This window comes from Paenibacillus sp. PAMC 26794 (assembly GCF_000316035.1).
Lineage (GTDB): Bacteria > Bacillota > Bacilli > Paenibacillales > Paenibacillaceae > Paenibacillus.
This window is the reverse complement of sequence record NZ_ANHX01000007.1, coordinates 138,924-153,837: the sequence shown is the minus strand read 5'-3', so window position 1 is coordinate 153,837 and position 14,914 is coordinate 138,924. Positions and strand designations below refer to the sequence as shown.

15 protein-coding genes are annotated in these 14,914 nt (G+C 46.2%); all 15 read right to left on the bottom strand.

The genetic code is table 11. The annotated features are described in order from the left end of the window. Positions 1-1,441 (bottom strand): collagen-like repeat preface domain-containing protein (locus D829_RS30395; RefSeq protein ID WP_017687666.1); only part of this gene is annotated, 1,441 nt, incomplete at its 3' end. A 194-nt stretch (positions 1,442-1,635) separates the two neighbouring features. Beyond that, positions 1,636-3,111: an ATP-binding protein gene (locus tag D829_RS0104575; protein ID WP_026080998.1), complete on the bottom strand. Its 1,476-nt coding sequence runs from the start codon at positions 3,109-3,111 to the stop codon at positions 1,636-1,638. Continuing rightward, complete coding sequence (locus D829_RS0104570; RefSeq protein ID WP_017687664.1) at positions 3,089-3,805, bottom strand: response regulator transcription factor; 717 nt, start codon at positions 3,803-3,805, stop codon at positions 3,089-3,091. The genes D829_RS0104575 and D829_RS0104570 overlap by 23 nt, the downstream gene beginning before the upstream one ends. A 139-nt stretch (positions 3,806-3,944) precedes the next feature. Then, positions 3,945-5,207 (bottom strand): cytochrome c biogenesis protein CcsA, encoded by a 1,263-nt coding sequence (ccsA, locus tag D829_RS0104565; protein ID WP_017687663.1) that lies wholly within the window; start codon positions 5,205-5,207, stop codon positions 3,945-3,947. Continuing rightward, positions 5,204-6,877 carry a cytochrome c biogenesis protein ResB gene (locus D829_RS0104560; RefSeq protein ID WP_017687662.1) on the bottom strand — a complete coding sequence of 558 codons (1,674 nt, stop codon included), beginning with the start codon at positions 6,875-6,877 and terminating at the stop codon, positions 5,204-5,206. The genes ccsA and D829_RS0104560 overlap by 4 nt, the downstream gene beginning before the upstream one ends. Positions 6,878-6,891: 14 nt before the next feature. Continuing rightward, entirely contained in the window at positions 6,892-7,419 is a 528-nt protein-coding gene (locus D829_RS0104555; RefSeq protein ID WP_017687661.1) for a redoxin family protein, read from the bottom strand. Between the two features lie 134 nt (positions 7,420-7,553). Then, a complete protein-coding gene (locus D829_RS0104550; RefSeq protein ID WP_017687660.1) occupies positions 7,554-8,303 on the bottom strand; it encodes a pseudouridine synthase in 750 nt (249 codons plus the stop codon). Positions 8,304-8,499: 196 nt separating this feature from the next. Continuing rightward, entirely contained in the window at positions 8,500-9,318 is an 819-nt protein-coding gene (locus D829_RS0104545) for a serine protease (RefSeq protein ID WP_017687659.1), read from the bottom strand. Between the two features lie 63 nt (positions 9,319-9,381). Continuing rightward, on the bottom strand, positions 9,382-9,915 hold the full coding sequence (locus tag D829_RS0104540) for a spore maturation protein (RefSeq protein ID WP_017687658.1): 534 nt from the start codon (positions 9,913-9,915) through the stop codon (positions 9,382-9,384). 6 nt (positions 9,916-9,921) lie between these two features. Further along, positions 9,922-10,548, bottom strand: a complete 627-nt coding sequence (locus D829_RS0104535; protein ID WP_017687657.1) for a nucleoside recognition domain-containing protein — start codon at positions 10,546-10,548, stop codon at positions 9,922-9,924. Positions 10,549-10,579: 31 nt separating this feature from the next. Next, on the bottom strand, positions 10,580-11,767 hold the full coding sequence (locus D829_RS0104530) for a D-alanyl-D-alanine carboxypeptidase family protein (protein ID WP_017687656.1): 1,188 nt from the start codon (positions 11,765-11,767) through the stop codon (positions 10,580-10,582). Positions 11,768-11,897: 130 nt separating this feature from the next. Beyond that, the gene (ytfJ, locus tag D829_RS0104525; protein ID WP_017687655.1) at positions 11,898-12,380 is read right to left on the bottom strand and encodes a GerW family sporulation protein; all 483 of its coding nucleotides are present in this window, start codon (positions 12,378-12,380) and stop codon (positions 11,898-11,900) included. Positions 12,381-12,526: 146 nt separating this feature from the next. Continuing rightward, positions 12,527-13,258 carry a DUF2953 domain-containing protein gene (locus D829_RS0104520; RefSeq protein ID WP_017687654.1) on the bottom strand — a complete coding sequence of 244 codons (732 nt, stop codon included), beginning with the start codon at positions 13,256-13,258 and terminating at the stop codon, positions 12,527-12,529. Between the two features lie 188 nt (positions 13,259-13,446). Beyond that, entirely contained in the window at positions 13,447-14,103 is a 657-nt protein-coding gene (scpB, locus tag D829_RS0104515) for an SMC-Scp complex subunit ScpB (protein ID WP_017687653.1), read from the bottom strand. Next, entirely contained in the window at positions 14,072-14,872 is an 801-nt protein-coding gene (locus tag D829_RS0104510; RefSeq protein WP_017687652.1) for a segregation/condensation protein A, read from the bottom strand. Before D829_RS0104510 ends, scpB begins: the two co-directional genes overlap by 32 nt. Positions 14,873-14,914: the final 42 nt, after the last annotated feature.

The following is a 14,914-nucleotide window of genomic DNA, read 5'->3' as shown; positions in this document are numbered from 1 at the left end:
CCCCTGTGACTCCGGTACTTCCGGTTACTCCAACGCCAGTTGCACCTGTAACACCCGTTGCTCCTGCGCCCGCAAGCAACGTGTAATCTGGTGAGGTGCCCGGCGTTCCCGTTGGTGATGCGACATTAGTTATATACGTACTACCGTTAAACGTTACGACCTGACCCGATGGATACGTTGGGGCTACAGCTGGATCAAATGGCACTATGCCTGTCAATCCCGCCCCGGTTGCTCCCGTTACACCTGATGCACCTGTGGCTCCTGTAGGTCCTGCACCTGCAAGCAATGTATAGTCTGGCGAAGTATCTGGCGTACCCGTTGGCGAAGCGACATTTGTAATATAAGTACTGCCACCAAACGTGACGATCTGTCCAGCTGGATATGTTGGGGCTAATGCCGGATCGAACGGCACGATGCCACTTAATCCTACACCTGTGGCTCCAGTTGCACCTGTGGCCCCCGCAGCAGCAATTAATGTATAATCCGATGAAGTTCCCGGTGTTCCTAACGGACCAGCTACACTTGTAATGTAAGTGCTACCGTTATATGTGATTATCTGACCCGCAGGATAACCCGGCGCGAGTGCTGGATCAAATGGCAAGGCTCCAGTCAAACCAGCTCCGGTTGCCCCCGTTGCTCCAGTCGTTCCACCCGACAACAAAAGGGTGTAGTCTGGAGAACTTCCGGGTATACCCACAGGACCGTTTACATTGACAACATAGAGACTTCCGTTGAAACTAACGACTTGACCCTGAGCATATGTGGGCCCAAGCGCAGGGTCAAACGCCGTAATATTGTTCAAGCCAACACCAGGTGCTCCTGCCGGACCCTGTGGGCCAACTGGCCCTACTGGACCTACTAGTCCAACTCCTCCTGCCGGTCCAGTAGCCCCTTTTACCCCAGGGACTCCTGGAACACCCGGTACCCCCGGAACTCCTGGCACTCCCTGTGGGCCAGCTGGTCCGGTAATCCCTCCAGTTCCAAAAGTTATCGTCGCCCGACTTAGCGATATGGAGATCGATCGAATTAATCCCACAAGTTTATCTTTTTCTGCAGGAGGTACTTCCAGAAGCAGCGTCACACTTAACAAGTCATCCAGTAAGTTTTGTAAGTTCCCTGCAAGATTAATAAGAGGAACAGGGACAACCTCTGAACCTGCAATCGTTAATTCCAATACGGCTTGTAATTCTGCCTTTACTCCGGCACGAAATCCGGATTGATTTACAAAAGTAAGTAACTGACGTAATCCGTTCTGCAATGACAGTATATTGGCTGAAGTCGGCTGACTGATTGCAGCAGGAATAGCCACAGCCAAAGAACGAAGTATGGATTCAAACTGCTCCAGTTCTCTTGTGGTTATTGGAATAAACGGAGAGCCCGCTCTAAAAGATCTGCCTTCCAGAAAAGCTTTAATATTGACCCTTTTTCGATCATCGGACATGCTTAACTCAATCCTCCTCTATCTTGCTTGCTTTTCAAGCTTATGTCACATAGGAAGGAAAATTATCTTGGACACTCTTTTTAGTCAAAAAAAGACCATTCATGTTCCACGTTGAACAAGATTAAACGGTAGTCTTCAACAAAAAAACACCCTCCATAAGAGGGTGTTTCCGCACTTTTTGTATGAAATTCAGGCTATTTCGATGAATCCAAGGGAAATTGCAAAATAAACTCTGTTCCTTCGCCAAGCACACTATTGACGGTAATCATGCCTTGATGCGCATCAACAATATTTTTCACAATCGCTAAACCAAGCCCCGTACCTACACTTTCTCCCCGAACACGAGCCTTGTCTGCTTTGTAGAATCGTTCGAAAATAAATGGCAAGTCGGATGAAGGGATACCTACACCCTGATCCTTCACAGAAACTCTAACAAATGGAGCACGAAGATAAGTGACCCGCTCGGCTGAGATCATTACATTTTTGCCAGTAGGTGTATGTCTGAACGCATTATCCAGCAAATTCGTAAATACTTGCTCAAGTCGATCCTCATCTGCCTGTTGAAGTTCAATAGTTGGTTGTTCGAACTTAAATTGCAGTTGAATTCCCTGTTCTTTTGAACGCACCGAGAACTTTCGATATACACGTTCAAGTAGTTCTCCGAGGTCAACTTCCTTCATCACCATGTCCGTGTGTCCAGCTTCCATCCGGGCAAGATCAAGCAAGTCTTTAACCAGTCTGCCCATCCGAAGGGACTCATCATGAATGACCTGAATCAGTTCTTCGCTCTCTTCCGGTGATGTTGCCATGCCGTCCAAAAGGGCTTCACTGTAGCCTTGCATCATGGATAGCGGAGTTCGTATCTCATGAGATACGTTAGCCACGAAATCACGCCGCATTTTCTCCAGACGCACTTCTTCTGTTACATCTCTTAAGACAGCCACAGCCCCTCTGACAACACTGTCAGCATACAACGGTGCCATCTGAACAGACCAGACACCTTGCTGTACATGAACATTGGAGTTCTGGTCCCCGCCTTGCTCCATCACCATTCTGAACAAAGGAAGAAGGGGCTCAGGTACATCCCGCGAAGTCTTGTCAGACTGCTCGGATTCTTGTCCTTCGTCCATTTTCGCCCAATCGAGATCATACCATGTCTGCATGATCTTCTCTCCAGGCGGATTCGTCAGAATAACTTTGCCTTCACCATCAAATGTAACAACAGCATCGGTCATGCTGCGAAGCACACTCGCCAAATGTTCCTTCTCATGGTTAAGGTTTCGAATATTATCTTCCAGTTGGGCAGCCATATGATTAAATGTGTTGGCAAGTTCACCAATCTCATCACTCGTTACCAGGGAGAGACGTGTTCCGTAGTTCCCTTTGCGAATCGCATTGGCTGCCTGAATCAATTGCTGCATGGGTTGCGTTATTTTGGTGAATAGAAACAATGCAAAAAACGTGGTTAAACTGAATCCGATAATACAGATATAGGTGAACAACCGCTTAATATCTCTGGATTCGGATTCTGCAAAGTTCGTATCAATGTATGGCAGCAAAAAAAGACCCAGCGCTATAAGTACACAACCCACAAGGCAGATAATAGTGATCCATAACTTCCCGACCAGTGATCTCCAGAAACTAAAACTACTTCGGTACTTCCAGTTTATAACCCACACCCCACACCGTCGTAATCATGGCCGCCGATTCAGGCGATACCTTGTTAAGTTTCTCGCGAAGACGCTTCACATGCGTATCCACGGTACGAAGATCGCCAAAGAATTCGTAATTCCATACATCTTTGAGCAATTCTTCTCTGGAGAAAACTTTGTCGGGAGATGTTGCCAGGTAGTGCAGCAATTCATATTCTTTTGGTGTAAGACTAATCTCTTCGCCACCAGCGGTTACCCGGTGGGCATCATGCTCAATAACCAGATGTGGGAACACGATGTTGTTACTCGAATTGCTCTCCTTGGAGAGATAAGCTGTCGCGGAAGATCGACGCAAAATCGCTTTGACGCGATAAATCACTTCACGCGGGCTGAATGGTTTTACAACATAATCATCAGCGCCAACTTCGAAGCCTTGAACCCGGTTAATCTCTTCACCTTTTGCAGTGAGCATCAAAACCGGCGTTGATTTCACCTGACGAAGACGGGTACATACTTCAACTCCATCCATACCCGGCAACATCACATCAAGCAAAATCAGCCCGTAGTCCCCTGCTGTTGCTTTACGCAGCGCAGTTTCCCCATCCTCAGCTTCATCGATTTCATAACCTTCTTTTTCAAGATACATTTTCAAAAGCCTGCGGATTCTCTCTTCGTCATCCACGACCAGTATTCGATTCTCATGTTCAGCCATGCCTCTCCAGCCCCTTTGCAATAACTCCTCATCACTTCTATTATGTTCGATCTGGCGAACAATATTTGAATACCCTTCAATAAAAAGGTACGTTTGTGTTTCCCGCTTCTAAACTCAACCTTTGCAATACGAGTCTGTCCTAGTCAGCTCCAGCATAAGAATGTAATCCTGCAATGATCAGATTCACTCCAACCAGCGTAAACATAACCACCAGGAAGCCAAGAACTGCAAGCCATGCAGACTTCTGACCTTGCCAACCTCTGGATAAACGCAAATGCAGATACACACTATAATATAGCCATGTAATCAATGCCCACACCTCTTTGGGGTCCCAACCCCAAAAACGACTCCAGGCAATCTGAGCCCAGATCATGGCAAAGATTAATGCTCCCAGCGTAAATATCGGAAAACCAATGGCAATCGCACGATAACTTATCTCATCCAGATCATCGGCATCGATTCCATCCATCATTGGCTGTAACGCTTGTCCAAGTGGTCTGCGCACAAGAAGTCGTACAATTCCATACAGGATCAGACCTACAATAAGTGACCAAACCACCGTATTCAGCTTACGCCCGGCATTTACCCCGTTCATCCAGGAAGGCGTCTCAAGTAAAGGTTTTTTCATGCCAAGAAACGGTGTCATGCTCTCCACTTCGCTATTATATGGTGCAAAAATCGGAGGCATGCGATAAATCACTTTCTCTATTGTACTATTTTCCTGTACCTCTGTGTCAATGCTGACCGTTTTCTGTACAAAAACCGCCTCGTAACCAGCTGTACGAAAGGCAAATACCGTTCCGATAAATCCGATGACTACAACGATCGTAACCAGGGTGAATTCAACCCATCCTCGTTGACGTCTTGACGATTTGTCCTTACCACTGAAATCAACAGTACGGAGCAAATACATGAACCCTGCGGCAAAACCCACGGCGAAGAATGCTTCACCAAGCGCGGCCAACGTCACGTGAATTTTCAGCCAGATGGACTGAAGTGCAGGGATTAATGGTTGTACCTCCTGAGGAAATACAGCGGCGTACGCCATAATAATAATGGTAAGTGGTAACGCAAACAAACCCAGTAATGACTTGCGGTATATGGCGTATACAACAATAAATGCAACCATAATCATCATGGACAGAAAAGACATGAACTCATACATGTTACTAACCGGGATATGACCTGCCCCAGCCCATCGGGTTACAAAAAATACGATATGTGCCGCCAAGGCGACAGTCGAAGCGATGAAAGCTCTTTTACCCCAGCGATTCATATGGTCCAGAGGATCACGATTACTCCATTTTTTGCCCATGACCGCGACAGCATATAACAAGAATGCAGCACAATAGAGAAAGAAAGATACGATAAATGCGTCGCTGCTGAAATCCAATAATCTCATGCCTGATTCCCCCCGTTATCCAACGACTTCTCTTCCACTTCCAGATTCATCTGTTTTAACACGGCCGCAACTTCACGCCTGAAGCCAAACCAGTTTTTGTTGGTATGTCCACCCAGGGTGAGCTGTTTATCATCAAAACGAATCCAGATGCGGCGATGATGCCAATAAAAACCCATGACCAGACCCAACATAACAATACCGGCTCCTACCCACACAAAAGGCATTGCCTTATCCACTCTTATATTGAGATAACTTACGGACTGAATAATATCGACCTTGTCCATGCTGTCTACTTCCAGCTGTAAAGGAATCTCAGCTCCAGTCAACTGTTGGTTAATCGCATCCTGTTGAAACCGTTGTTTATCAATCTGCTTCGCAAAATACAGATACTGTATCCCCTCTTCGGGCAGATCCGGTCCCTTGATGAGAAAGAGAAAAGCAGGTGCATTAGGTGAAGGCGATTTTGATTTGGGCTGGCCATTCTCATCCAATCCAAAGTCCATAAACTTTTCTTTTACCGTGAGCTTATAAGGACCAGCTTCAAATGTTCTTTGGGTATCTACCATATCGATCTTAATTGCCCCGTATACTTCACCCGTCTTTGTATTGACCAGATCAGGCGTTACGGACCGAATGGTGGGTGTTAGATCATAATCAAATTGATATGCTTTCAGACCGTTATAATTCAATGGATGATTCACGCGTACATCATGTCTGGCCACCTCAGCTAACTGAGGTTTCTTCGAGAGATCCGAACAATCTGCTGTACATTCATACAAAACAACTTTTGTTTCGAACAGTTTTGGAACGGTCTTATTCAGGTTACGGAATTGCTCAGGTACTTCTTCCTCACTATAGAATTCAACATTAAACTGTTCATTTTGCAGATACATCGACGTATTCGGGATCTTTTTGATCTCACCTTCAGGAAAAGCGACGTGCTCGTCCAGATTCAGACCTGGAAGACCTCGTGCGAGCACCGCCAGCAAAAATATAATGAGTCCAATATGGATGACATATGGGCCCCATCGACTGAATCGCTGTTTCTCGGCGAGTAATGCATCCCCTTGAGTGTGCACGCGGTATCCTTTCTTTTTCAACGGCGTAACCGCTTTCTTAATCCAGTCTTCTGGTGCCTCTTCGATGGTACCTTGGTACACCAGACGCTGTCTTGTCAAAAATTGCGTATGCTTACGTATTCTCTGTTTATTCAGTGCTTTGTAGAGCGGCAGGACGCGATCCAGACTGCATATCACCAATGATGCCCCGATCAGCACCAGCAGTAGAATAAACCACCAGGATTCGTATGTATGGGATAAACCCAACAGATAATAGATATGACCCAACTGACCGTATGTTTCTTTGTAATACACGGAAGGATCAATATTCAAGAATGTACTTTCTTGCGGATAGATTGTACCAAGCATAGAACCTACAAGCGTGAAAACAATCATATAGACGGAAATTTTAACGGAAGAAAAAAAGTTCCATATGCGGTCAATGATGTTGGGATTACTACGCTGTGAACGGCGCGCCATGCCATCATAACGCATTTCCAGCACTTCATCCGATTTAGCTTCAGACTCCAGCAGCGGTTTCCCACATGCTTCACATAGTACAGTGCCTACCGGATTCTGGTGTCCGCACTCACATTTGGTATTTTGGAACACGAATAGACCTCCTGTCAGGGCTGCTTCGCCAGTTGCGAAATTTGAGCGTCAAGTGTGTCCAAATCAAGTTGCCCGATATGAATGGTAGAGATTTTGCCCGTGTCAGATACAAAAAATGTCGTTGGCATCGGAGAGATTCCGAAATCACGAACCGAGTTTTTCTCCCGGTCAAGCATGATTGGAAACGTAACCCCAACCTGCCGCACAAAATTATCAACGGTCATCTGGTCTTCTCCAACATTAATCCCGACAAATTGTACTCCCTGGTCCTTCCATTTGTCAGCTTGTGCCTGAAGTGCAGGCATTTCTTTAACACAAGGTTCACACCATGTGCCCCAGAAATTGATCACCATCGCTTTTCCTTTGTACTCATCAGACGTATGAACTTGACCATCCAGGCCCAGCAGTTCAAAAGAAGGAGACTTGTCCCCTTCCTTTGGCTTGCCATTCGAGCCGGATACCGATGTGGTAATCGCATATCCGCCCAACACCAGGATCAATAACAAAATGACGATTTGCACCGTTCTTCTTGATTTCCCCATGTGCTGCTCCCCTTTTATGTGACTGTAGCATTCGCATCTTATTGGTCTAAGACAACTGTGAACATCCTATGAACAATTATAGCGAATTTCGTCACAAAACTGCGGCGGTTTTATGAAAATTTTGTGTCCTCACATTACCTTTTTTTCATTTTTTTGGCTGGTTCTGATTGTGCGAGGGTAATCAGGTTGTTGACTTCCTCTTTGGTCAGATTGCGTGTCAGACCACGTTTCAGGTTTTGTAGCAAAATACCACCAAATGAAATCCGTTTCAATCGGGTTACTGGATGGTTGATTGCCTCGAACATACGTCTAACCTGACGGTTACGACCTTCATAGATCGTAATGGAAATGATCGACTCATTGGCCGCTGTATCCACATCTTTGTACTCTACCTCTGCAGGAGCAGTCATACCGTCATCCAGCATAATGCCTGTCTTTAATTTCTCCAGAGCTGTACCATGCGGCACACCTTTAACCGTTGCATGATACGTTTTGGGTACGTGATGCTTCGGATGCGTCAGCAAATGTGCAAACTCACCATCATTGGTAAGGATCAATAAGCCCTCTGTGTCATAATCCAGACGACCTACAGGATATACGCGTTCCTTGACACCTTTCAGGTAGTCGGACACAATTTTCCGACCTTCTGGGTCAGATGCACTTGTGATTACGCCTTTTGGCTTGTTCAACATCAAGTACACTTTTTTCTCACTGCGGATCGGTTTTCCATTAACCGTAATCATATCCTCTTCGGGGTTCGCTTTTGTGCCCAGTTCGGTTACGACCTCCCCGTTAACTTCTACTTTGCCGGACAGGATTAGTTCCTCGCTCTTGCGGCGGGATGCAATGCCTGCCTGTGCGATAATTTTTTGTAATCTTTCCATGTTTGTCATGTCACCTCACACTAATGATACCCATCACGCAGGGAAATCACAAGGATTATCCAAGGATTTTGTAAACTCGGGACACGAATATCCACTTTAGGCTACCTTCCTCCTCGAGATTGACGCAAAAAAGCCTACCTTCACACAACCTGTTGAACACAGTTGGCGTAAAGATAAGCCTTTTTTTAAAAATCATTTAATTGGAAACTTTGCCGGCAACTGCAACCTGTTTTTTGGCAGGTTTAGTACTCTCTTTAATGAAAGTCTGCAATGTTTTGGAAGTAATATAATAGGTACGTCCACCGTACACAAATGTCATCATACCAATTACCCGGTTGTTCTGATCCAGAACAGGGCCACCTGAATTACCTTGTGCCATGGATTTCACAATACTGCCGATTCCCTTTTTACCTGGAACGTCAGAAGCTTGGGAACTGAACACTCTGCTTTTGGCTACCGTATTGTAGGTTGAAGGAAAATCTTCATCCAGGATGACAAGATCACCAGCAGGATTTTTGGGGAATCCAATGGTGTAGACGACCTGGTTATCCCTTGCGTTCGTGAACGTGACCGGTTGAGCGTCTATTTCCTTGTCCAACTTCAGCAGTGCCATATCTGTCACCGGGTCTGTCTTAATAATTTTTGCCTTTACAGGCTTACCCAAGGAACCCGGACTAGCAACAGTCAGTGTACCTTCATCACCATCAGACAGTTCAGCAAAACTCTGAACGACATGATAATTCGTGAGCACTTCATCCTTTGAGATCAATATTGAGGTACCAACATCATAATATACCATATCGGGTTCATCCTGTTTGACCAAACGTACATTCACGACTGGAAAAGAATCCGCTGTGACTGCCATTTGTGCACGCAGCTGTTTGTCGAAGTAACCTGTAAAATGTATCGTCTGAACGGCTTGAGCTGCCGCCAGCCCCGTTGACCCTGCGAGCATTGCAATAGCAAGCACGCCTGACATTCCGACACGGAGCATTCGTTTCCAACTCTTCTGCATGTCTCACTCTCCTCCGCTATTATTCTAGCATATCTAATATATCGGAAGGAAAGGAGATATCTTTTAACCAAAAACGAGCAAACAAATGGCGAGGGCAGCAATAAAACCAACGACATCGGAAAACAACCCTACTTTGAGTGCATATCGACCGTTCCGTATGCCTACAGCCCCAAAATAAACAGTCAGCACATATAATGTGGTGTCTGTACTCCCCTGAATTGTAGATGCCATACGTCCAATCATGGAGTCAGGGCCATGGGTTTTGATCAAATCGGTTGTAAACGCCAGAGAGCCTGTCCCGGTTAAAGGACGTAGTATTCCGAGTGGCAACACTTCGCCTGGAACACCCATCCAGGACACCAGCGGAGCGAACAGGCTAATCACAAAATCCAGTGCACCCGAGGCACGAAATACGCTGATCGCGACCATCATGCCCACGAGATGTGGAATAATACTGATTGCAGTGGAGAAACCATCCTTGGCCCCATCAACAAAGGATTCGTAAACCGGGACCTTTTTGGTAAACGCATATAATGGAACAAACGCGATAATAACCGGGATGGCCCAGACGGAAATCCAGTTGATGAAGGTTAACAAAGGTGCTCATCCTTTCATGCCGGGATTGCCACTTTTCGGTATGCGCGGCGGTTTGTGTAAAGCCCTGTTTCGATACCAGCGATCGGCGATTATAGCAGCAAGTGTAGCGATAATGGTAGCCATCAATGTTGTTCCCACAATCTCTGTTGCATTGGCGGAATGATAGTTTAAGCGGATGGCGATCAGCGTTGTCGGAATAATGGTAATGCTAGCCGTATTCAGAGCCAGTAAGGTGCACATCGCAGGAGAAGCGGTTTGTTTGTCCGGATTAAGCTCCTGCAGCTGTTGCATGGCTTTGATTCCCATCGGTGTAGCCGCATTTCCTAGTCCCAGCAAATTGGCACTCATATTGGAGAGAATATAACCCATCGCCGGATGATTTTTGGGCACATCGGGGAACAGGAAGCCCACAACCGGACCGAGCAGCTTGGCAATCCGAGCCAGAAGACCGGCATCCTCGGCCATTTTCATCATGCCCATCCAGAACACAAGCACACTAATCAGTCCAAAACAGACCGTGACTCCCGTTGCCGCCCCATCAAAAGCAGCTTGCGTGACCACTTCGATATTACCGTTGACGGCTGCAAAAGCAAATCCGATTAATATCATGAGTAGCCAAATTAAATTAATCATGGATTATATCCTCCCTTCAATGGCGATTTAGCTAAGGAGACAACAGGTGGCTTAACACAGCACGCCATGCAGCTGCCCAGGAAGAGACATCACCGATTCCACCCAGCGTTGCATCTTCTGTCTTCGGTTCAGGAGGTATATAACTGCCTTTTCGATACACGGGAATTGAGCCAACAAGTTTGCCGTCGAGCTGCATATCAATGCGACCTGCCAATCCGAACGAAGGATCTGACGATTTTTCCTTGCCATCCGTTTCCGACTGTCCTCTATTTTCGTGTAGTATCAATTTCTTGGTCAATGAGCCTTGTTCACTTTTAGCCAGTGGGTACCAGAATCCCCGGCCCGTAACGACATCTGTCTTTTGCACAGGCTGTTCTTGCTTGGCGATCTCTACCAATGGGAAGTATTCAAACCCAAAATCAAGCATCCGAGCATGATCGTTCCAATCGTTTCCGTCGTTCAGCGTTACCGCGACGAGCTGCTGTCCATTACGTGTAGCGGAGCTGACCAAACATCTGAAAGCTTTCTTTGTGTAGCCGGTTTTCACTCCATCCGCACCTTCATACATCCGCAGCATTTTATTTTTATTGTGCCAGGAGTATTCCCAGCTTTCATTGGGGTTCGGTGCGGATTTGTCCTCCGTGGCTACGATTCGTTTGAACACCGGATTGTGCAACGCATATGCCGTTAATCGGGCCAAGTCATTGGCTGTGGAATAGTGACCTTCTGCATCCAGTCCATGAGGGTTCATAAAATGGGAATGCGTCAGACCGATTTGCTCCGCCTTTTTGTTCATTAACAGGACAAAGCCTTCTTCCGATCCACCGACATGTTCTGCGATCGCAGAGGCCGCGTCATTGCCTGAACGGAGCATTAGCCCGTACAACATGTTTTCAAGCGTCATCTCTTCGCCTAACTTGAGATAGATAGAAGATCCTTCTTTGGCAAAAGCCGAGGGAGACACTTTCACTTTCTCATCCAGCTTGCTGTGTTCGATCGCTACGATCGCCGTCATGATTTTGGTCAAGCTGGCAATTCGCAGTTCTTTATCCCCATCCTTGCTGTATAAGATCCGGCCTGATGTGACATCAATGAGAGCGGCACTTTGCGCATGTGTAGACGGACCTTGAATTGTTGCTTGGGCTTGAGTAACCCCTAATGAAGACAGCAAGAAGACAGGGATAAGCATGCATGCAAGAACTTTCGTTATTTTTCGCATCAATTCATTCCTCCGGGTCACTTGGAATCTTGTACTATCTTATGTCCGGACAACTTGGAGTATGTCCCATCGGGCAAAAACAGCAAAAATCCCTCACGCTTGGATGCGGGAGGGATCATGACGAAATGATTCAGCTATAGGTTGATGGATCTGGTGTAACCGGTACACCTGTAGTATTCGTTGGTGTTGTATTCCGTTGGAACATGCCTTGAATTCGGTCCAAAACATAAGGGGTGGAGTCAATGAGTTTCTCAAACAGATGTGTGGAGTTATCGAGTGGTACAATGTGTACCCCCTGTTTACCTACCACCAGGAACGCAATAGGACGTATGGATACACCGCCGCCACTACCGCCACCAAACGGAGAAGCCACTTTAGCTGAACTCGCATGTTCAGCAGAGGTGCCCGTAGTACCACTTTTGCCACTACTTTCTCCATTGACGTGAAAATCACTACCACCGGCAGCAAATCCGAATCCCACCTTACTGATTGGCAGAATCACGGTACCATCTGGTGTTTCTACTGCATCGCCAACAATTGTATTGACATCCACCATGGCCTTGATATTTTCCATTGCGGTTTCCATTAAGCCTTGAATTGGATGATCTGACATTTAAATTCCCTCCAGTTTCAATGTAAGCTAGGTTTGATCTAACCATATCATCCCCAAACTTGAAGGGAGTTATGTACATAAGCATTTTAAGTACACTCACGGAACCCCAACCTCATATTTCCAAAACAGATCGGCTATAAAGGGTTTTATAGAGTTGTCCCACTAAGTTTCTGCTTTTGCTTCTCCTTACGCTTGCGGCGTTGTTCTTGAAGAAGCTTGAGCCACATCCGCCATCCGCCTTCGACTTGGAGCACACGGGTTAGCAGTGTAACTCCAGCGATCAAAAGAGCTGTAATTCGAATCTTCACTCTGCAATCGAGCTCCGTTCTGAAATCCATTTCATCGGACCATACCGGCATAACCTGAAGAACAGGTGTCTTATCAAAACGGATCTGATAGGTGAGAAAACCAATAATAATGGACTTGATACTCCACACCCAGCCTGTCAGCACCGCTGTATATGCTGCATCACCAACGCCGATGTGGGTAGCCCAGGACAGTTGGGTCATATGTACGCGTGTAAGTGTTTGCTTCAGCCACAGCTTGAGCGCGTCCGTTGCCCTAAGCATAATTTTCACATCTTTAGCCCACTTTTTGACTTTGCGTTTGTTGACTCGCTCGCTTCCCTGGGCCTCGCCTCTGGAATGATTCATGGATTGTTCGGTCTTGACCAGAAAACCTTCCTTCATATTGCGAAAAACAATACTCGGGATCTCATAGTTAATCCGCACAATTCCATAGAGAAGACGAACATTAATATTGGCGTAATCATCACTTTTATGTTTACTGAATGTAAAATGTACATGAACATTTGAGATGAGGACTGCGGCAATCAGCAATGCGAACAACAAACCGATTCCTCCAAGCCAAATCCACACAGGCCTTACCTCCAAGCCCTCAATTCTTTTCTCGTCTAGTATGGCACTTTGAATAGGAAAAAATTCACGTCTGACCTAAAAATCCCATTTCATATTTGTTTGGAAACTGTTTATTCACCGTTTATCTAAAAATAATGCACAAAAAAACCGACTCCACTGATGGGTGTCGGTTAGTATGAGCTTGCAAATTAGAGTGAAGAGTCCGTATTATCGTCTTCGCTATCGATATGACTTAGATCATCTGCCGGATCAGCATTTTCCGGTTCCAGTTGTTGCAAATCCAGTTTGTTGAATAACAGTTGTGTCTCTTCTTCCAGGTTTTCCGAATCTTCGAACAAGCCTGGTTCCGGAAGGTCTTTAATTGAAGCCAGTCCGAAATAATCCAGGAATGACTTGGTCGTTCCATACAGAATTGGTCGTCCGATCGCCTCGGCTCGTCCCACTTCAATAATTAGATCCTTATTCACTAGCGTATGGATGGCCCGCTCCGATTTTACACCGCGGATTTCCTCAATCTCTACCCGTGTAATGGGCTGTCGGTACGCTACGATAGCCAGCGTCTCCAGAGCCGCTTGGGATAAGGACGTGCGTGCGGGAGAGTATGCCAGTTTCTCGAAATACACAGCGTGCTCAGGCAAGGTTCCCAACTGAACTACACCAGCGATCTTGAGAATCTGTACACCTCGTCCTTGCTGTGAAAATTCACCAATCATCTCCTCAATCGCGTCCGTTACAAGCTCAACTCGCTGATCGACGATTTCGGCAATTTGTTTGATACTCAGACCCTCTTCTCCGGACAAAAACAGGAGGCCTTCAATAATCGATTTCAATTTCGGAAAATCCATGATTCTTTGTTTCCCCTCTCCACTCCATAACGATATCCTCAAACATCCGTTCCTGATAACAGACAATCTGCTTCATCTTCATCAGTTCCAGCACCGCCAGAAAAGTGACAACAATCTCATGGCGATAGATATGCTCATCCATCAACTTGGAAAATAATAGTCTGCCTCCCGGCCCCATACTTTCCAAAGCGCCGATGACATCCCGTATCCGGTCCTTAACCGAAATCTCATCCCGTTTGATTCGGGTTACAGTTGTACGCTTCTCAGCCTTGCGTAGCGCCTTCTGAAATGCTGCAATTAGATCAGAGGTGTGCAAACCCTCAACCGGGTTCGAAGGGGCTTCTACGGGCATATAGGGGCGCAGATCCTCGGGCTCTTTGGAAAAAATAAGGCTGCGTTCCCACTCCCGTTCATGAAGATGACGCGCAATTCCCTTGTACTTGCGATATTCTATCAGACGCGCAATCAGCTCTGCACGTGGATCATAATCTTCTTCTTCCATATAATCATAATCCTCGAAATCCTCAATAACCGGTGGTTTGGGCAGTAAAAGTTTGCTCTTGATCGACAGCAGTGTTGCTGCCATGACCAGAAATTCACTCGTAATATCCAGTTCCAGTTCCTGCATCGAATGCAGATACGCCATGTATTGATCGGTAATATCGCTGATGGGGATATCCTGGATATGAATTTCAGCCTTATCAATCAGATGAAGCAGCAGATCCAAAGGCCCTTCAAAAGTCTCCAGTTTGTATGTAACTACCGTCACTAGACGAATCCTCCCGCCAGAAAAATACAAAACCCTGCTAAG